Origin of the sequence: Agrobacterium sp. SORGH_AS_0440 (assembly GCF_031453135.1) — a bacterium.
Lineage (GTDB): Bacteria > Pseudomonadota > Alphaproteobacteria > Rhizobiales > Rhizobiaceae > Agrobacterium > Agrobacterium pusense.
This window is the reverse complement of record NZ_JAVIYR010000002.1, coordinates 1,607,770-1,626,920: the sequence shown is the minus strand read 5'-3', so window position 1 is coordinate 1,626,920 and position 19,151 is coordinate 1,607,770. Positions and strand designations below refer to the sequence as shown.

At 58.9% G+C, this 19,151-nt stretch carries 16 protein-coding genes, 1 tRNA gene and 1 pseudogene; 11 read left to right on the top strand and 7 right to left on the bottom strand.

Translation table 11 applies throughout. From position 1 onward, the window contains the following. Positions 1-246 precede the first annotated feature (246 nt). The 3 genes from gpt to QE453_RS17225 form a co-directional block, all read right to left on the bottom strand. Positions 247-744 carry a xanthine phosphoribosyltransferase gene (gene gpt, locus QE453_RS17235; RefSeq protein ID WP_006698845.1) on the bottom strand — a complete coding sequence of 166 codons (498 nt, stop codon included), beginning with the start codon at positions 742-744 and terminating at the stop codon, positions 247-249. 306 nt (positions 745-1,050) lie between these two features. After that, on the bottom strand, positions 1,051-1,896 hold the full coding sequence (locus QE453_RS17230; RefSeq protein ID WP_004442189.1) for a universal stress protein: 846 nt from the start codon (positions 1,894-1,896) through the stop codon (positions 1,051-1,053). Positions 1,897-2,001: 105 nt separating this feature from the next. Further along, positions 2,002-2,793 (bottom strand): competence/damage-inducible protein A, encoded by a 792-nt coding sequence (locus QE453_RS17225; RefSeq protein ID WP_006698846.1) that lies wholly within the window; start codon positions 2,791-2,793, stop codon positions 2,002-2,004. 277 nt (positions 2,794-3,070) lie between these two features. On the opposite strand from QE453_RS17225, the gene wrbA reads away from it, so the two are divergent. Then, positions 3,071-3,670: an NAD(P)H:quinone oxidoreductase type IV gene (gene wrbA / locus QE453_RS17220; RefSeq protein ID WP_004442185.1), complete on the top strand. Its 600-nt coding sequence runs from the start codon at positions 3,071-3,073 to the stop codon at positions 3,668-3,670. Positions 3,671-4,156: 486 nt separating this feature from the next. On the opposite strand, the gene QE453_RS17215 is transcribed toward wrbA, so the two are convergent. Both QE453_RS17215 and QE453_RS17210 read right to left on the bottom strand, forming a co-directional pair. Then, positions 4,157-4,402, bottom strand: coding sequence for a DUF982 domain-containing protein (locus tag QE453_RS17215; RefSeq protein ID WP_004442183.1), 246 nt, complete (start codon positions 4,400-4,402; stop codon positions 4,157-4,159). A gap of 81 nt (positions 4,403-4,483) precedes the next feature. Further along, a complete protein-coding gene (locus QE453_RS17210; protein WP_309777565.1) occupies positions 4,484-4,771 on the bottom strand; it encodes a hypothetical protein in 288 nt (95 codons plus the stop codon). Positions 4,772-5,505: 734 nt separating this feature from the next. Between QE453_RS17210 and QE453_RS17205 the strand changes: the two genes are divergently transcribed. The 8 genes from QE453_RS17205 (at position 5,506) to exoR (ending at position 14,434) form a co-directional block, all read left to right on the top strand. Beyond that, entirely contained in the window at positions 5,506-5,658 is a 153-nt protein-coding gene (locus tag QE453_RS17205) for a DUF3309 family protein (protein WP_004442177.1), read from the top strand. 239 nt (positions 5,659-5,897) lie between these two features. After that, positions 5,898-5,971 (top strand) — tRNA-Cys (locus tag QE453_RS17200). 243 nt (positions 5,972-6,214) lie between these two features. Further along, entirely contained in the window at positions 6,215-6,886 is a 672-nt protein-coding gene (locus QE453_RS17195) for a protein-L-isoaspartate O-methyltransferase (RefSeq protein WP_022556281.1), read from the top strand. A 392-nt stretch (positions 6,887-7,278) separates the two neighbouring features. Beyond that, the gene (popZ, locus tag QE453_RS17190; protein ID WP_309777562.1) at positions 7,279-8,241 is read left to right on the top strand and encodes a cell division protein PopZ; all 963 of its coding nucleotides are present in this window, start codon (positions 7,279-7,281) and stop codon (positions 8,239-8,241) included. A 238-nt stretch (positions 8,242-8,479) separates the two neighbouring features. Then, positions 8,480-11,323, top strand: coding sequence for a valine--tRNA ligase (locus QE453_RS17185; RefSeq protein ID WP_004442169.1), 2,844 nt, complete (start codon positions 8,480-8,482; stop codon positions 11,321-11,323). A 463-nt stretch (positions 11,324-11,786) separates the two neighbouring features. Continuing rightward, positions 11,787-13,076 carry an outer membrane protein transport protein gene (locus QE453_RS17180; RefSeq protein ID WP_004442167.1) on the top strand — a complete coding sequence of 430 codons (1,290 nt, stop codon included), beginning with the start codon at positions 11,787-11,789 and terminating at the stop codon, positions 13,074-13,076. A 268-nt stretch (positions 13,077-13,344) separates the two neighbouring features. Continuing rightward, the gene (locus tag QE453_RS17175) at positions 13,345-13,638 is read left to right on the top strand and encodes a hypothetical protein (protein ID WP_234704062.1); all 294 of its coding nucleotides are present in this window, start codon (positions 13,345-13,347) and stop codon (positions 13,636-13,638) included. A gap of 1 nt (position 13,639) precedes the next feature. Beyond that, positions 13,640-14,434, top strand: a complete 795-nt coding sequence (gene exoR, locus QE453_RS17170) for an exopolysaccharide production regulator ExoR (RefSeq protein ID WP_004442165.1) — start codon at positions 13,640-13,642, stop codon at positions 14,432-14,434. A 35-nt stretch (positions 14,435-14,469) separates the two neighbouring features. On the opposite strand, the gene xth is transcribed toward exoR, so the two are convergent. Next, on the bottom strand, positions 14,470-15,267 hold the full coding sequence (gene xth, locus QE453_RS17165; protein ID WP_004442163.1) for an exodeoxyribonuclease III: 798 nt from the start codon (positions 15,265-15,267) through the stop codon (positions 14,470-14,472). Between the two features lie 277 nt (positions 15,268-15,544). Then, the gene (gene erpA / locus QE453_RS17160) at positions 15,545-15,877 is read right to left on the bottom strand and encodes an iron-sulfur cluster insertion protein ErpA (protein ID WP_309777559.1); all 333 of its coding nucleotides are present in this window, start codon (positions 15,875-15,877) and stop codon (positions 15,545-15,547) included. A 215-nt stretch (positions 15,878-16,092) separates the two neighbouring features. Between erpA and QE453_RS17155 the strand changes: the two are divergent. Next, positions 16,093-17,311, top strand: a pseudogene (locus QE453_RS17155) (deoxyguanosinetriphosphate triphosphohydrolase). 74 nt (positions 17,312-17,385) lie between these two features. Then, positions 17,386-19,143 carry an arginine--tRNA ligase gene (gene argS / locus QE453_RS17150; RefSeq protein ID WP_004442158.1) on the top strand — a complete coding sequence of 586 codons (1,758 nt, stop codon included), beginning with the start codon at positions 17,386-17,388 and terminating at the stop codon, positions 19,141-19,143. Positions 19,144-19,151 lie beyond the last annotated feature (8 nt).

Sequence of the window (19,151 nt, the reverse complement as noted above, 5' to 3'; positions counted from 1 at the left end):
TTCCGCTGTCGGCAAAAAGGCCTTTTCACACAAAAAAGCCGCCCCGGGTGGGACGGCGAAAGAGTGTATATTGCTTGGGGAAGTCTTGCGCGGTTGGTGCATCCGCACTCCGTCACCCCGGACCAGATCCGGGGTCCATCGCGATCAAGTCCTTGATCGCGAGAGACTCACGGCGCAGACGCGCCGTGGCTGGATGCCGGATCTAGTCCGGCATGACGGAAAGAAAAAGCGCCATTCTTCAGGCACTCAGCCACGCGATCCCTTGGCGATCGGCTCCTGATAGGTGAAGCCCATGTCCCAGGGGAAATAGATCCAGGTGTCCTGGCTCACTTCGGTGACGAAAGTATCAATGGTCGGCACCCCCTTCGGTTTGGCGTAAACGCAGGCAAAATGCGCCTTCGGTAGCATTTCGCGCACTTCGAGCGCCGTCTTGCCGGTATCGGTCAGATCGTCGACGACAAGCACGCCTTCGCCGGCATCAACAGTCAGCTCGGGGGCTACGCCTTTCAAGAGGACCGTATCACCCTGGTTGACGTAGTCATGGCGGGTGGCGATGCAGACCGTATCGATCATGCGGATGTTCAGTTCGCGGGAAATGATCGCCGCCGGAACGAGGCCGCCGCGCGTGATGCAGACGATCGCCCGGAACTCTTTGTCGAGACCGGCAAGACGCCAGGCAAGCGCACGGGCGTCGCGGTGAAACTGGTCCCAGGAAACGGGAAAGGCTTTATCGGGAAGGGACATGTCGTCTACCATCTGGTCAAAATTGTCGATGGCTTTGGCTAATAGCCGCAAGACCGGCAAAAAGGCAAGCTTTGCGCTTATCCGGCGTGATTTTGGCTGAGAGAATGCCGCTTGTTTCTTCCCCCCTAGGTGGAGAAGGTGGTCCGAAGGGACGGATGAGGGGGCTGGCTCTCGGTCTATCTTTTCCCTCGCCCCCTCATCCCGCTGCCGCGGACTTCTCCCCCGGGGGGAGAAGAAACCAGTGGCGGACGCTCCTTTCGAGCGAGATGGCGGGGGCTGGCGGCGCCATTTGCGCCGCATCCATATTCAACGCGACAGCAGCGTCATCGCCGTCATGGAATCGAGCAGCGTGCGTGTAACGCCGCCGAACAGCAGTTCCCACCAGCGGGAATGGCCGTAAGCGCCCATGACCAGAAGGTCGATGCTGTTATCGGAAAGGCGATTTTCGATAGCCGCCTGCGGCGAAAGGCCGGCAATCTTTTCCTGTGAGGTCACCGTCACGTTCACGCCGTGGCGGGCGAGCGTGGCGGCCAGTTCCGTACCGGCAAAACCGGAGGACTGCGTTTCGCTTTCTGCCTGGTCGACGGAGAATATCTCGACGCTGTCCGCGGCTTTCAGAAAGGGCAGGGCGTCGAAAGTGGCGCGCGTCGCCTCGCGAGAGCCATTCCAGGCGATCAGGACGCGTTTGATCGGTTTGGCGACGGTGAGCACATGCGGGACGAGGAGAACGGGACGGCCGCTTTCATAGAGAAAGCTGTCAATATCGGTGCGGCTGTCCGACAAAGCCGAGGAACTGCTTTGGCGGGCGACGACGAGATCGGCGCAACGGGCGCTGTCGATGGCAGAGGCGGAGGCGTAACCCACCGAGGTAACGAAGCTTCGCCATTCATGCGAGATGCCGTTGGCCGATAGCGTACGCTCGAAAAGCGTGCCGACATCGGTGGTTTCCTTGTGTGCCACATCCTGCAGGGCCTGCACGGTGGCGGGATCGGGAATTTCCATCGGCGCGACGAGGGGAACGGCGGCCAGCGTTTCCATGTGCAGGCCGATGACATGCGAGGAAAACTGGTCTGCAAGGCTCACCACGAATTCGCCGAGCTTCTGTGTGTTCGAAACATTGTCGACCACTGCCAATATCGTTTTGTAACCCATTTATCTCTCCTCGGTGACATTTAATTTCTGTGGGGAGAGTGGCCGCCTTTGCAGGCCGCCACCTTGATTTTGGTCAAAGCCCGTTCGTCAAAGGCCCTTTCCCGCTCAAGCCGTTGCGTCGCCCTTGCCTGCCGCCAGTCTTTTCTCCTGTCCAATCGCTTCGATCATGGCCGCGACCGCATCCGCCGCGGCCTTCAGCACGCCTGCATCCCGGGCGCGCACCACGATTTCCGTCGAAAAGCGTTGCCCGTCATATTTCGGATAGGAACCGATGCTGGTTTCGGGATGGGCTTTCTGGATGGCCGTCAGCGGCGTGCCGATATCGCCTTCGCCATACGGTGAGCGTACGGCCTGCGACATCACCTTGGCGCCGGTGCGCAGCGTCGGCATGACGTTGTCGAGCATCGCCTGGAACACCTGCGGCACGCCGGCCATGACATAGACATTGCCGATGATGAAGCCGGGGGCGACGGAAACGGGGTTGGCGATGTGGGCAGCACCTTTCGGCATGCGCGCCATGCGCTTGCGCGCATCGGTGAATTCCATCTCACGGGCACGATACATGTCGCCCAGTATCCGCAAGGCTTCGGCATCGTGCTCGCAGGGAAGGCCAAACGCCACGGAAACCGCATCCGCGGTGATGTCGTCATGGGTAGGGCCTATGCCGCCCGAGGTGAAGACATAATCATAGCGGCTGCGTAGCGCATTCAGCGCTTCGACGATCGCGTCCTCCTCATCGGCAACGATACGCACTTCCTTGAGGTCGATGCCGGACATGGTCAGCACGTCCGCGAGGTGGCCGATATTCTTGTCCTTGGTACGGCCCGAAAGCAACTCGTCGCCAATGGCGAGCATGGCGGCGGTCACGACGGATTGAGCGGAAGAGGGATTGGACATAGGTGTACTCGTCATCTGTTTTATCAGACGTTAGCCCCGTGCCCGATGATTGCAAAGCGGTTTTGAAAAAATGTATTTCGGCAAATAGTTGACGTTTCGCTTTTCCGTTCACTTATGGTGAACAGTGCGTATGCCGATAGGCCGCTGGCGTGGAAGGAGCCTGTGAGCTAGATTTTCATCACATGCTTGTAACGGGTCGCCGCTAATGATCATCACGTTTTTGAAAAGGCTTCTGGCCGGGACGCCGGAAACGATAAACCCAAAGGAAACAAAGAAAATGACGAAAGTTCTGGTGCTCTATTACTCTTCCTACGGTCACATCGAAACGATGGCCTATGCTGTTGCCGAGGGTGCAAAATCGGCGGGCGCAGACGTCGTCGTCAAGCGCGTTCCGGAACTGGTGCCCGAAGCGGTCGCCAAGTCTTCGCATTTCAAGCTCGACCAGGCGGCGCCGATCGCCACCGTGGACGAACTGGCTGAATACGATGCCATCATCGTCGGCGCCGGCACCCGCTTCGGCACGGTCGCTTCACAGATGCGCAATTTCTGGGACCAGACGGGCGGCCTGTGGTTCGGCGGCAAGCTCGTCGGCAAGGTAGGTTCCGCCTTCACCTCTTCCGCCACCCAGCATGGCGGCCAGGAATCGACTATTCTCGGTTTTCTGCCGACCTTCCTGCACCACGGCATGGCCGTCGTCGGTCTGCCCTATGCCTTCCAGGGCCAGATGGGTGTCGATGAAATCAAGGGCGGCTCCCCTTACGGCGCCTCCACCATTACCGATGGCGACGGCTCCCGCCAGCCCTCCGAAGTCGAACTTGAAGGCGCGCGCTTCCAGGGCGCGCATGTGGCGAAAATCGCCGCCAAGCTTTCTGCCTGATCCTGAAAGTCCAGTGAAAAAGAAATGCGGCCCAAAAGGCCGCATTTTCTTTGCCGGTGGCATCATCACCAGCTTTACCGCAATGCTCTCCCGCGAAGCTCGTCCCCCGATCAGATCGGCAGGTTCACCATGAAGAGGCAGCTTGCAACCACGAAGCCGATCATCGAAATTTCAAGAAAACCGTTCAGTCCGTCACGCATTTCAATCCTCCTTGTTCGATCGAAAAGAGAACGGAAAAAGTTTAACGCGGTTCCATAACAGCAGAATGAAATTTAGGGATTCTTAACGCCTGATTTACGGCGTGTCAGCCGGTGACGACGAAAGCCACGACGAGGTGGCCGAGAAGGCCGATCGCCAGGCAGGAGAGAAGAAAGATGAACAGGGCTTTTTTCATATATCCGGACGCTTTTCTCTGTATCGATCCATCGAACCATGAACTTGACGTTAGCGCCCCTGGCGCCTCCGTCGCGACGCCTGACGGGGCCGTTACGCCTTGATGTCGAGCCCCGCTTCGATCGCGGCGGCGATGAAGGCCTTGCGCGCGTCTTCAGGCTTTTTCCTGCCGGCATCCACGGCGGCGCAGACCAGCAGCGCCTTGTCTAGCGCCTCGCCATCCTCCACCGGCCAGTCCTCGATCAGGGCCCAGGAGGCGGCCTGGGTTGTTTCGATGCTCGTATAATCACCCGGCGTTTCGAAGGCGATCAGGACGGGTTTCTGCCAGCGCGTGTTCATCGCTCATCCATGTTGGTTTCGCGCCCGGCTCTAAACGAAGCAGGCGGGATGCGCAATCCGTTTCGGAGCCGACCGGTGCGGTCAGTCGTCGCGTCCGAACAGCCATTCGCGAAGGATGCGCCGGTCAATGAGTTCCAGTGAGCGATCCGGCGCGATGCGATAGGTTTCCACCGCCCTTGTGCTGCTGTCTATGCGGAACTCATGGGTGAAGGTGCTACCGATCGGTGACTTCGTCAGCTTTGTGCGCGGCTGGCCATTATAGATGATGCTCCCGGGAATGGGCTCCACATAGGGTGCCGGACCGGCGGTCGTGCATCCCGCAAGCGCGAGCGAAAGGGCTATTGCGGCCGATGATGCGAGCGTTTTCATCCTGTCCTCCGAGGTCCATCTGCAAAAACGATATGGAGGCGCGGAGGTTCCCGGAAGCGGCGGATGCGGCAGTATTATTCCTTCCGACTACTTGCGCTTTGGGTTCTGAATGTCGCGCGCGACCCAGCGAAAGAAAAAATAGACGAGGAAGCCAAAGATGAAAAGCGGGATGAGGTTCGCAAAACCGGACATATGATTCTCGTTTCTCCCTCCCGTCACGGGGGTCTATCCGGAGAGGCTGAGACGAGGCAAGGGGTAGCACGCATGGTCGTCGGTCACATGTACGTGTGCCGACCTGCCTGCGGCAGGAGTAGGACGGAGCGAGGGAGGGGGCGGGAGAGATCCGGCGCACTGCCAGCGAAGCCGGATCTCTCCGTCTCCCGCCGGTTTCAGGGTACGGGGGACTGTCTTCACTGTGGCGGACAACCGAAAATAGACATAGAGCGAGAAATTACCTCGAATAAATTGCAGCGATCCAGAACTCGCGATGGATGCGACGCGCGAGACTATGCACAATTCCTCATCTTCACTGTCCGGGACATTAATCCGCCAGGCACGGGGGACGGCACGCCCCTTCCGGCCGGACCATCATGTCTGTGCAAAAGCGGTGTAACCTGTTGAAACGGCACGTCTGCCGTCATTCTTTCAGCCTGCTGGAGAGGCCGGAAGAGGGAACTTTTCACACGCTGCGTCATTGAAGCAGTCGGACACATGCCAATAGTGGAGGGTTAAACATGCTCGGCACCATCCTTGTCATCCTGCTCATTCTGTTCCTCATCGGCGCGCTGCCAAGCTGGGGTTATCATAATTACGGTTACGGCCCTTCGGGCGGTCTCGGACTGGTGCTGGTCATCGTGCTGATCCTGGTTCTGATGGGACGGATTTGATCGACCGTTCCTGAAAATGCACGGGTTGCCCGCAGTCGAAAACACTTCGGCTGCGGGCAATTTTTCGTCCGGAGCAGCGGGATGACGCGAAAAGCCATGTCATCTTAGTGACTTAGACAAGGTGGGCGGTTGAACTCCACGTACCCGGCTGAAAAAACACGACATTCGGAACGATCCCTCTTGCGCCCCAAATGGATTCGTTCTAAATGCCCGCCATCGCTCCATTGATGAGCGTGTGAGGCCTCGTGGCGGAGTGGTGACGCAGAGGACTGCAAATCCTTGTACCCCGGTTCAATTCCGGGCGAGGCCTCCAAAATTCTCCCACGGTGCGATGATTTTTCCTGTTCCGCGTCACGATTGGCGACGTCTCGCCGTTTGTTCCGTGAAGAAAACCACTGCCATCCTGCTTTTTACCCCACATCCGTCTTACCGCGCTTGAAAGCGCGCTCTTGGCCAATTATGAGATTATTCAAAGGCGAGGGGAGGCCCGCGCCGTTTTGAGCTTTTGGAGCCGGGACTTCCCGACCGGCATCCGTGAAATTGAGGCGATAACGACATGATGGATTTCGAAACCGCGCGCGCCAATATGGTCGACAGCCAGCTGCGTACGACCGACGTGACTTCGCATTCGGTGCTGAAGGCGTTTTTGAGTGTGCCGCGCGAGGCATTCGTGCCGACGGGTGCACGGCAGATTGCCTATGTGGATGAGGATTTGCAGATCTGTCCCGCCCGGGATGGCCGCCCGGCCCGTTATGTCATGAAGGCCTCGCCGCTCGCGAAGCTGCTGCAGCTCGCGGCCGTTTCGAGGGAGGACGTGGTCCTGGAAGTCGGCGGTGGTTCCGGTTATGCGGCCGCCATCCTGTCCCAGCTTGCCGGCTCCGTCGTTTCGCTCGAATGCGATGAAGCGCTCGCCGCACAGGCGACCGAAACGCTCGCTTCGCTTGGCTATGACAATGTCGCTGTCGTCACCGGCGATCTCGAAAAGGGTTATGCGAGCGAAGCGCCTTACGATCTGATTTTCGTGAACGGCGCTGTCGAGGAAGTGCCGGCGGCACTTACCGAACAGTTGCGTGACGGCGGGCGTCTCGTCGTCGTTGTCGGATACGGCAATGCCGCAAAGGCCACCGTCTATCGCCGCGATGGCGCCAGCACGTCGGCCGCGACCTTCTTCAATGCTTCGGTCAAGCCGCTGCCGGGTTTCGCCAAGGCGGCCGAATTCGTTTTCTGATCACCGTACCATCATTCTGTTCTTGACGCCGGGGTGGAATTTCCACCCCGGCGTTTTTGTGAAGATTGGAAATTCATCCCGTGTGCGTCTTCGAGAACATCGCGCCCACAAAGCTGTGTATCATCACGAAACTTGTCGAATCAGTGATTTAGTTCGTGGCTATGCTACCCTAAACTAAGGTGATTCGGGGTGTGCGTATTTCTGCCCCGCATGACCCCTGCAGCGGGTTGCGAAGATGCGGAGCGTCTTTCTCAGGCCTGTTGCAGAGTGTCGGCGCGGCGGTTGTTTTCGGCTGCCGCTGCCGTGATGTGCAGATTGAACAGGTGCGAAGTGCCCCTGGCATCCGAAGGGATGCGAGGCCGGGTGCTAGAGAGTGGAAACCGGGGATTGATATGGCTCAGCCAAGCGTAGCGCGTGAACCGTCCATGGAAGAGATTCTGGCGTCGATACGCCGGATCATCGAAAGCAACGAGCCAGGGCCCGCCGGCGCATTTTCCGGCCAGTTACCGCCGGTTTATGACGATGAGGACGAGGCGGCAGGCGACGCAACTTACATGACGGAGCCAGCCAGCCCGCCGGCCCGCGTCCCTCCGCCGGCAAACCAGGCCTTTGGCGCGCGGCCTGCACAGGATTTTTCACCGGCTTATGAAAAGTCCCTGGCCGAGCCCCAGGAAATCCCCGTCGAAAAGACGATGTCGCTCGCCGATGTTGCCGCGCGCGTTCGCGCTGCCGCAGACCGCAACGCCGCCATGGGGCCGCAGGCCTTCGCCTCGCAGGGCCAGCGCGCGGCGATGCAGGCTTCTCCAGCTTCCTCTTCTCCCGCCGTGCCGCAGACCGAACGGCCCGCGGCACAGCGTCCGACGGATGTACGGCCGCTGATGGTGGCGGCTGCGGCAACTGCTGCTGAACAGCAGGCGCCCGCCGCTTCCGAGGACCGGGCCGCTGCCGCTGCCATCGAAAGCGCGCCTGTACCGGAAAACCATTTTGATCATATGGCGCTGCGCGGTGCGATTGAAACCGCCGTCGCCGAGGAGGTTTTCGACATCGACGTGCAGGAACCCATTGCCGAGGCGCCGTCACTCGATCTGGTTGCGCCGCAGCCGGAAGACAAAGTGCAGGCCGGTTCCGACCTGTCGCTCAACCTCATCTCGGCCGCCGCGGGCGCGCAGATCGCGCGTTCCTTCAGTGAGCTGGCCGAGGTTTTCGACGGCGTCGAACGTCGTTCGATCGAGGACATGGCGGCCGAGATGCTGCGTCCGATGCTGCAGGAATGGCTGGAAGACAATCTGCCAACCCTGGTGGAGCGTCTCGTGCGCGAAGAAATCGAGCGCGTGGCGCGCGGCTCGCGCCGCTGATTTTACGCTGGCCGCAGGGCCGGGTGCTTCCCGCCCGCCTCGGGAGGCGTGGCATTGGCGTTAAACAGGGGCCGCCCGGCACAGGGGCGGCTTTTTTATTGAAGATGAAAGCGTTATCGGGGCATAGTCGGCCATCGGGTCGCTCACGGAGCGTCCTGAGGGTCGGTTTCTGTTGACTCTCGACTGTCCATCCTTATTTAAAAAATCCACACAAGAACTCTAAAATTCAGGTCAGGAAATGCTCGAAAAGACCTACGATTCCGCCACCGTCGAACCGAAGATCGCCAAAGCCTGGGACGAGGCTAACGCTTTTCGTGCCGGCGCCAACGCCAAGCCGGGCGCGGAAACCTTCACCATCGTCATCCCGCCGCCGAATGTGACGGGGTCCCTGCACATGGGCCATGCGCTCAACAACACGCTGCAGGATATTCTGGTCCGCTTCGAGCGCATGCGCGGCAAGGATGTGCTGTGGCAGCCGGGCATGGACCATGCCGGCATCGCCACGCAGATGGTCGTCGAGCGCAAGCTGATGGAGCAGCAGCTTCCAGGCCGTCGTGATATGGGCCGCGAGGCCTTCGTGGAGAAGGTGTGGGAATGGAAGGCCGAATCCGGCGGCCTGATCTTCAACCAGCTGAAACGTCTCGGCGCGTCCTGCGACTGGTCGCGCGAACGCTTCACCATGGATGAAGGTCTCTCCGAGGCTGTTCTCGAAGTTTTCGTCACGCTCTACAAGCAGGGCCTGATCTACAAGGACAAGCGCCTCGTCAACTGGGATCCCAAGCTGCTGACTGCGATTTCCGACATGGAAGTCGAGCAGATCGAGGTCAAGGGTAATCTCTGGCACCTGCGCTATCCGCTCGAAAAGGGCGTTACCTATCAGTACCCGACCGCATTCGACGAGGAAGGCAAGCCCACCGAGTTCGAGACCCGCGACTATATCGTTGTCGCCACGACGCGTCCGGAAACCATGCTTGGCGATACCGGTATTGCCGTGAACCCGGAAGACGAGCGGTACAAGGGCATCGTCGGCAAACACGTCATCCTGCCCATTGTCGGTCGCAGGATTCCCATCGTCGCCGATGACTACGCCGACCCGACCGCCGGCACGGGTGCGGTCAAGATCACGCCCGCGCATGATTTCAACGACTTCGAAGTCGGCAAGCGCTGTGGCCTGCGCGCCATCAATGTCATGAATATCGATGGTACCATCTCCATCAAGGAGAACGAGGATTTCCTCGAAGGCCTCGACCATCCGGCGGCGCTGCACGGCGCATGGGACCGGCTGGAAGGTCAGGACCGTTTTGCCGCCCGCAAGATCATCGTCGAAATTTTTGAGGAAGCCGGCCTGCTCGACAGGATCGAGCCGCACAAGCATGTGGTGCCGCATGGCGACCGCGGCGGCGTGCCGATCGAGCCGCGCCTGACGGACCAGTGGTGGGTCGACAACAAGACGCTGGCGCAGCCGGCGATTGCCTCGGTTCGCGAAGGCCGCACCAATTTCGTGCCGAAGAACTGGGAAAACACCTATTTCCAATGGATGGAGAACATCCAGCCCTGGTGCATCTCGCGGCAATTGTGGTGGGGACACCAGATTCCGGCATGGTACGGCCCGGACGGGCAGGTGTTCGTCGAGAAGACCGAGGAAGAGGCGCTGCAGGCGGCCATCCAGCATTACATCGCCCATGAAGGCCCGTGGAAGGCCTGGGTCGAGGAAAAGCTTGAGAACTTCGCTCCGGGCGAAATCCTGACGCGCGACGAAGATGTGCTCGACACCTGGTTCTCTTCTGCGCTCTGGCCGTTTTCGACGCTCGGCTGGCCGGAACAGACGCCGGAACTGGCGCGCTATTATCCGACAAACGTGCTTGTCACCGGCTTCGACATCATCCCCTTCTGGGTGGTGCGGATGATGCAGATGGGCCTGCATTTCATGAAGGACGACGCCGGTAACCCGGTCGAGCCGTTCAGCACGGTCTATATTCATGCGCTGGTTCGCGACAAAAACGGCCAGAAGATGTCGAAATCCAAGGGCAACGTCATCGACCCGCTGGAACTGATCGATGAATATGGTGCCGATGCGCTGCGTTTCACGCTTGCCATCATGGCGGCGCAGGGGCGCGACGTGAAACTCGATCCGGCACGTATTGCGGGTTACCGCAATTTCGGCACGAAGCTCTGGAATGCGACGCGCTTTGCCGAGATGAATGGTGTGAAGCGTGACCCGCATTTCCTGCCGGAAACCGCCTCGCTGACGATCAACCGCTGGATCCTGACCGAGCTTGCCAACACGGCCCGCGACGTGACGGCGGCACTTGAGAACTTCCGCTTCAACGATGCGTCAGGCATTCTCTACCGTTTCGTCTGGAACCAGTTCTGCGACTGGTATCTGGAACTGCTGAAGCCGGTCTTCGGCGGCGACGATGAAAAGGCCAAGTCGGAATCGCAGGCCTGCGCGGCTTATGTTCTGGATGAGATCTACAAGCTGCTGCATCCTTTCATGCCGTTCATGACGGAAGAGCTTTGGGCGCATACGGCCGGTGAGGGCAAGGAGCGCGATGATCTTCTTTGCCTTACCGACTGGCCGGAGCCGGAGTTCCGCGACGACGCCGCGGCTGCGGAAATCAACTGGCTGATCGATCTCGTGTCCGGCATTCGTTCGACGCGCGCCGAGATGAACGTGCCGCCGGGTGCCACTGCCTCGCTGGTGGTCGTTGGCGCCAATACCTCCACGGAAGCACGGCTCGATCGCCACGCCGCCGCTATCCGGCGTCTGGCGCGGGCCGATGAAATCCGTGCCGCCGACGTCGCGCCGAAGGGATCGGCCCAGATCATCGTCGGTGAGGCGACCATCTGCCTGCCGCTTGGCAATCTGGTCGATCTTGCGGCCGAAAAGGCTCGTCTCGAGAAGGCGATCGGCAAGGTGGACGCGGAAATGGAACGCATCGACAAGAAGTTGTCGAACGAGAAATTCGTGGCCAATGCCGATCCGGAAGTCGTTGCCGCCGAACGCGAGCGCAAGGCTGAGCTTGAAATTCAGCTCACAAGCCTGAGAACGGCGCTCACGCGGGTAAGCGAAGCGGGGTAACATGCCGCTTGCGGCTTTGCATGAACAAAAACGCCCCGCTAAAAACGGGGCGTTTTTGCTATGGAGCGACAGGGTCGCCGTCTATCGATTGCTGCGTTGCAACGACGAATCATGTTGCTCGCTGGAGGGCGATCATTTCTCGCCATCTCGCGCTCGAAAATCTCCCGATCAGTCAAAAAAGCCAACAAAAACGGCGTGATAAGCGGCTTTCTTCGGGAAACGCGCGTGTGTGGTTATTTGGCGACAATTCCCGTCACGCGTGGGAAATTGTTTCATTTTGTGTCGGATCGCTTCCGTTTAATTAGAAAAATAACCTAAAATGATTATGCAAGGGGATCGACATGAAATTCTTACGTAAAAAATGGAGAAGTGTCGCAGAACTGTGCCAGTGTGCGGCAGATTGTCATTTTCCGCGAAGCGCTTCACTCTTTTGATGATCACATTGCCTTGATTGGGGAGAGAGATGGCAAAAACTGCAATTTTTCGCGGCGCGGTATGTTTCGCAGTCAGCATCGCGGCGGTAACGCCTTCACTGGCCGGCGGTCTCGAGCGCGGCGGTTATAATATCGATCTGTTGTTCGATCCGTCCGATTACGTTCTCGACAGCTCCGCGACCTTCGTCGCACCGCAGCGCAAGGTAGAGAATGCGCGGGACAATCCGCTGAAAAGTGGCCCCTTGCCTGCATCATGGTCCAGGACGGCAGATGATTCCGAAAACTTCTGGTCGACCCGCATCGGGGCCAAGGCATCGATCGGCGATTTCGGCGACTGCATGTTCGACTATTCGCAGCCCTGGGGCGCGCATCTCAATCCCGGTATCTGGCAGGGATCGAGCTACAATATCGAAACCAAGGTCAAGTCGCACAATTACGCGACCACCTGCCGGGTGAAGTTCGATCTTGGCAAGGGTGACTTCTCGATTATCGGCGGCGGCTTCTATCAGGAATTGAGCGGCTATAAGTATCGTCAGGTTCTCGGGCCGGCCGTTCTGGGCCTCAATCCGGCCTGGTCCAGCTTCAGCGGCGTCGGCAAACTTGAGATGGAAGGTGACGGCTGGGGCTGGCGCGCCGGCATGGCCTACGAGATTCCCGAGATCGCGTTCCGCGCCAGCCTTGTTTATAACAGCGCTGTCGATCACGATTTGACCGGCTTCGCCGATGTTAGAGGGATCCCACAGACACCGCCGTCCATATCTCCGACGCTTGCAAAATACGGCGGCAAGCTCGTGCCGATCTATGGCTCTGTTTCCATGCCAGACAGCATCGAACTAAAAGTTCAATCCGGCATAGCGCCAGACTGGCTTGCTTTCGGTTCCGTGAAGTGGACAGACTGGAGCCAGATTCAGGTCATTCCTTTCTGCGCGGTCGGCACATCTCCCTGCGTCCCAAGTGGCGCAGACACGCTGAACACGCTTGACCTGTTCTATCGCGACGGCTGGACGATCTCCGGCGGCGTTGGTCACAAGTTCAACGAACAGTGGAGCGGAGCCGTGAGCCTGACCTGGGATCGCGGTACGTCCACGGTCATCGGCACCCAGACAGATACGTGGACGCTCGGCACGCAGATTGTCTATTCGCCCAACAAGAACATCGAGTTCAAGATTGCCGGCGCTCTCGGCCTCCTGACCTCGGGCAGCTCCTCCATCAATGGCGGACCCTGCGGCGCTGGTTTCACCTGCGGCAACGAGGCAGGCTACGATTTCGGCAACGACCTCGTGGCAGCCATCTCGACGGGTGTGAAGGTCAAGTTCTGATCTGATCCTTTCGCTGATGCTAAAATAAAGGTCCGGTTTACCAACCGGGCCTTTTTTCATGTCCGACTATGATTCCTTCTCGATAAAATTTTCTGGCCCGAAAGTTTTGTGACGATTTGGCAACACTTTTCTGCAAGCGTGGGGTCGCGTTGGAATGTGAGCATATCTGTCCATTTCCCGCCACAAACAGGGTGCTTGGCTTATGTTTAGGGCAGCGGGATCGGAAGAACATGCAGGCGTTTGATGTGGGCCCGCGGGGTTGCAGAAAGTGAAAACAGGTTTGGATTCAGGGTTTAAGCAAGTAATACGGGAATTTCATCCGGATTTCTTGTTTGGCGCTGACCGGTGGATGGCGGAACGCCGTTATATTGCCGGAAATTATGCCTATATCTGTCTAACTGGAAAATTTGGGCAATTGCCGCAGGAGACCACCGGTGGTGCGCTGGAAAGTGCTGCCGGAAAGACGCAGTGTGTTCGAAAAATCGCGACCCGGCGGGGTTCGGCTTTGCAGTATTCCGCAAGTATTGGCTATATGCCGGGAAGAGTGAGAGAAGTTCGCTGAAATGCTGAAATGTGAAGCCAACGTTTTAAAGCCGCTCCTCATGGGCATGTTGCTTGCGTCGCTCGCAATGCCTGCCGCGGCTTTTGACATCAATGCGGGCGTGACCAAGGAATCCGGCCCCTTCGACCTGTTCAAGTTCGGCTTCAAGGCCTACAAGAACGGCAACAAGGGTGAAGCTGTCGAGGCCTATCGCTACGCGGCCGAAAAGGGCCATACAGGCTCGCGCTGGGCGCTTGCCAACATGTATGCCTATGGCGATGGCGTCGCCAAGAACGACTTCGAAGCTTTCAAGATCTACAGCGAAATCGCCAATCAGGGTGTCGAACCGGGATCGGAGGATACCGGCTTTTTCGTCAATGCGCTGCTGTCTCTCGCTGATTATTACCGCCACGGCATTCCCGGAAGCCCCGTCAAAATGGACCTTTCACAGGCCCGGCAGCTTTATTTCCAGGTTGCTTCCACCTTCGGTGTGGCTGAGGCCCAGTTCCGTCTGGCAGAGATGATTCTTGCAGGCGAGGGTGGCCGCGCAGATGTGCAGCAGGCAAAGAAATGGCTCAACCAGGCCCGCAAACACGGCCATGCCGGCGCCATGTCGATTTTCGGCAACCTGATCTTCCAGGAAGGCCAGACGACGCAGGGCCTCGCCTTCATGACGGCGGCGCTGGATAAATGCACGGCGGCGGACTGCACCTGGATTCAGAACCTGCAGGAGCAGGCCTTTTCGCTGGCGGGTGAGAACGATCGCCGCGCGGCAATCGCAATGGCGCAGACCATGCGGATTGACGATCCGGATTGAAAATTGCCGCGCCAGAGCTCGGTAAAGATGGCCTGTCAGCCAGCGGGGCTGAAATCGAAGTAACCGCAGACCGGCACGTGGTCGGATGGTTTTTCCCACGCACGCACATGTTTTTCGATGCTGACCGATTCCAGCCTGTCGGCCGCTTCGGCTGACAGCATCAGATGGTCGATGCGGATGCCGTTATTTTTCGGCCATGCGCCGGCCTGATAATCCCAGAAGGAATATAGTCCTGCTTCATCCGTCGTCGCACGTGCGGCATCGGTAAAGCCAAGGTTCTCCAGCTTGCGGAAGGCTGCGCGGGTCTTCGGCAGAAACAGCGCGTCACCTTCCCACACGCGGGGGTCGTGACAATCGAACGGTTCCGGAATGACGTTGTAGTCCCCCGCGAGGATCAGCGGCTCCTCGAACGCGAGGCGATCTTCGGCAAAGCGCCGCAGCCGCTCCATCCAGGCGAGCTTGTAGGGATATTTGACCGGATCGTCAGGCGGATTGCCATTCGGCAGGTAAAGCGAGCAGACGCGGATGGCGCCGCCGTCGACGGAAAACACGCCTTCGATGAAACGCGCCTGCTCGTCGGCATCATCACCCGGCAGGCCACGATTGACCTCGTCGGGCTTGACTTTGGAAAGCAGGGCAACGCCGTTGAAGCCCTTCTGGCCGTGGGTCTCGACGTGATAACCAAGCGCCTCGATTTCCAGCCGCGGGAAACCCTCGTCGACCGACTTGATCTCCTGAAGGCAGACGATGTCGGGCGAAGAATCCTTCAGCCACTGGCAGAGGTTTTCGATGCGCGCCTTGACGCCGTTGATGTTCCAGGTGGCAATCTTCATCGGAGTTTCCCTTTTGTGAGGGTACTTTTACCCGATGCAAAAGCGATTGCCACCGTTTTTGGAAGGTGGTGGCGAGGATGTGGTGGATAGAGGGGAGGTTGGTAGAGTGAACTGGGCCGCGAAGTCAGCGTCATGTCTCTACCCCCTCATTCCTGTGCTTGTTACAGGAATCCAGCCGACGCGCGTCTGCGCGGCGGGGAGACAGGGATGAGGCAGGAGAGGGACGCGGATCACCTCAAAGCTGAGAGCATTGAGGCAGAGCCGCGGACCGTTTCACTCAGATCGAGAAGCTGGTGCCGCAACCGCAGCTAGCCACGGCATTGGGGTTCTTGATCTGGAAGGACTGGCCGAGCAGATTATCGACGAAGTCGATTTCAGAGCCTGCCATATAGACGACCGAAAGGCTGTCGATCAGCACCTTGGCATCACCGCGCGCAATCACGATGTCGTCATCGGCGGGGTCTTCGGCCAGATCGAACTTGTAAGAGAAGCCCGAGCAGCCGCCGCCTTCGACGGAGACGCGCAGCGCCCGTTTGCCGACGTCGGCGGCGACGATCTGGGCGATTCGCTTTGCCGCTGCTTCCGAAAGGGTAATGTCGCTGTTTTCCATGTCGTTCCTCCTGCCGGGGTCAAGAACCGGAGAGCAATAATCTCGTTGTCACCATTATAAACCGGTCAAATTAACGGTCTATAGCCTGTGTGAGGGCGTCTGCGCGGCGATGATGCTTTGCGCTGACCTCTGCGATAGGTATGAAGGGTGAATGAAAAGGTCAATGGCCGAGACCAAAAGGAAGTCGCGGCCATAAGAAGTCAACAGGTGGATGCATGATCATAGACCAGCGCGCATTGGGTTTCGGAAGTGGGGAGAGGGCGGTTTTCGCCTCGGATCCATGGACGACGCGCGGGCGTCTGTTTCCGGAAGAAGGAAGCCTGACGCGTTCCGAATTCCAGCGTGACCGGGACCGCATCGTCCACACGACAGCCTTTCGCCGCCTGAAGCACAAGACGCAGGTCTTCATCAGCCCCGACGGAGACCATTACCGCACGCGGCTTACCCACACCATCGAGGTGGCGCAGATCGCCCGGGCGCTCGCCCGCGCGCTGAAGCTGGACGAAGATCTGGCCGAAGGTGTTGCCTTGGTACATGATTTCGGCCACACGCCCTTTGGCCACACCGGCGAGGATGCGCTGGATGCGGTGCTGTCGCCCTATGGCGGCTTTGACCACAATGCGCAGTCACTGCGTATCGTCACCAAGCTCGAGCGCCGTTATGCCGAATATGACGGCATCAACCTGACCTGGGAAACGCTGGAAGGTCTCGTCAAGCATAACGGCCCGCTGGTGAACGCGAAGGGTGAGGGGATCAAGGGGCCGGTTCCGCTGCCCATCCTCGAATATTGCGAGTTGCAGGATCTCGAGATCGGCAGCTATGCCAGCCTTGAGGCGCAGGTGGCGGCGATTGCCGATGACATCGCCTACAATACCCACGATATCGATGACGGTCTGCGCGCCGGTTATCTCACCTTCGAGATGCTGGAGGAGGTGCCATTCCTCAGCGGCCTGATGGCGCAGGTGCGGGCGAAATATCCCGTGCTCGACAAGGAACGTTTCGCCAATGAGATCATGCGCCGCCAGATCACTCACATGGTTGAGGATGTGATCGGCGTGGCGCAGCAAAATCTTGGCCCTGCTGAAGCCGCAGCGGGCTGCCGACATCAGGGCCGCCGATTTTACCGTCGCGACGTTCTCGCCCGAGATGGCCGAGACCGACCGGCAGATCAAGAAGCTGCTGTTTGCCCATATCTATCGGCACCCGGACATCATGCGCATCCGCGCCGGCGCGACGCAGATCGTCACCGATCTTTTCCACCGATATATGGAAACGCCGGCGGAAATGCAGAGCCACTACTGGGTAGACAGCATTTCCGGCATGAGCGTGGCCGCAAAAGCCCGGCATGTGGGCGACTATCTGGCCGGCATGACCGATAGTTATGCACTGCGCGCCCACCAGCGGCTGTTTGACCACACCCCCGATTTGAGATAGGGCAGCGGGCGATCGCGAAGCCGACCGGCTAAAATACCGGACATGAACAGAAGCCCTTCGCGCAGGTTGGAACGATGAACATTTTTGCCGATTTCGATACCAGGATCAAAAACGCGCTCGAGACCCTCGACCTCGTGAAAGAGAACCGCGAAAAGGTCGATTTCAGTCGAATTACTGTCGAATCCCCGCGTGATCTCAGCCACGGCGATGTCGCAACCAATGCCGCCATGGTGCTGGCGAAACCGCTCGGCACCAATCCGCGCGCTCTGGCCGAACTCATCGTGCCGGCGCTTCAGGCGGATGGCGATGTCGATAGCGTCAATGTCGCGGGTCCCGGCTTTATCAATCTCAAGGTGTCGGTTGGTTACTGGCAGCGTCTGCTGGCAGATATGATCAACCAGGGTATCGATTTCGGCCGCTCCACCATCGGTGCGGGCCAGAAGATCAACGTCGAATATGTCTCGGCCAACCCGACCGGCCCGATGCATGTCGGCCATTGCCGTGGCGCCGTTGTCGGCGACACGCTGGCGAACCTGCTTGCATTCGCCGGTTACGGCGTCACAAAGGAATATTACATCAACGATGCCGGCTCGCAGATCGATGTGCTGGCACGTTCCGTCTTCCTGCGGTATCGCGAGGCGCTCGGCGAAGATATCGGCACCATCCCGTCCGGTCTCTATCCCGGTGACTACCTCGTTCCCGTCGGCCAGGCGCTGGCCGATGAATATGGCATCAAGCTGCGCGCCATGCCTGAAGAAAAGTGGATGCCTATCGTCAAGGACAAGGCGATCGACGCGATGATGGCGATGATCCGCGAGGATCTGGCGCTTCTCAACGTCCGGCACGACGTGTTCTTCTCGGAGCGCACGCTGCATGAGGGCAATGGCGGGCCGATCCTGTCGGCCATCAACGACCTCACCTTCAAGGGCCATGTCTACAAGGGCACGCTGCCGCCGCCGAAGGGCGAATTGCCTGATGACTGGGAAGACCGCGAACAGACGCTGTTCCGCTCCACCGAAGTGGGCGACGATATGGACCGCGCGCTGATGAAGTCGGACGGTTCCTACACCTATTTCGCCGCCGACGTCGCCTATTTCAAGAACAAGTTCGACCGTGGTTTTTCCGAGATGATCTATGTGCTCGGCGCCGACCATGGCGGTTACGTCAAGCGTCTTGAAGCCGTCGCGCGCGCCGTCTCCGAGGGCAAGTCGAAGCTGACGGTTCTTCTGTGCCAGCTCGTCAAGCTGTTCCGCGATGGTGAGCCGGTGAAGATGTCGAAGCGCTCCGGCGACTTCGTGACCCTGCGCGACGTTGTCGACGAAGTGGGTCGCGATCCGGTGCGATTCATGATGCTTTATCGGAAGAATTCCGAGCCGCTGGACTTCGATTTTGCAAAAGTGACCGAACAATCGAAGGATAATCCGGTCTTTTACGTGCAATATGCGCATGCCCGCTCAATGTCGATCTTCCGGCAGGCGCAGGAAGCGTTTCCGGGGCTTTCTCCTTCGGCTGAGGAGATGGCGGCATCTGTATCTTTGATCAGCGATATCAATGAGTTGCAGCTGGTTGCAAAACTCGCGGAATATCCGCGCCTGATCGAATCCGCGGCCCTTTCGCATGAGCCGCACCGGCTTGCTTTTTACCTCTATGATCTCGCCAGTTCCTTCCATGGACACTGGAACAAGGGTAAAGACCACCAGGAATTACGTTTTATTAACGATAAAAACCGAGAATTGAGCATTGCCAGACTTGGGCTGGTGAATGCTGTCGCGAATGTTCTGAGGTCTGGACTGACGCTTTTAGGAGCGGACGCACCTGACGAAATGCGATAACATCTCAC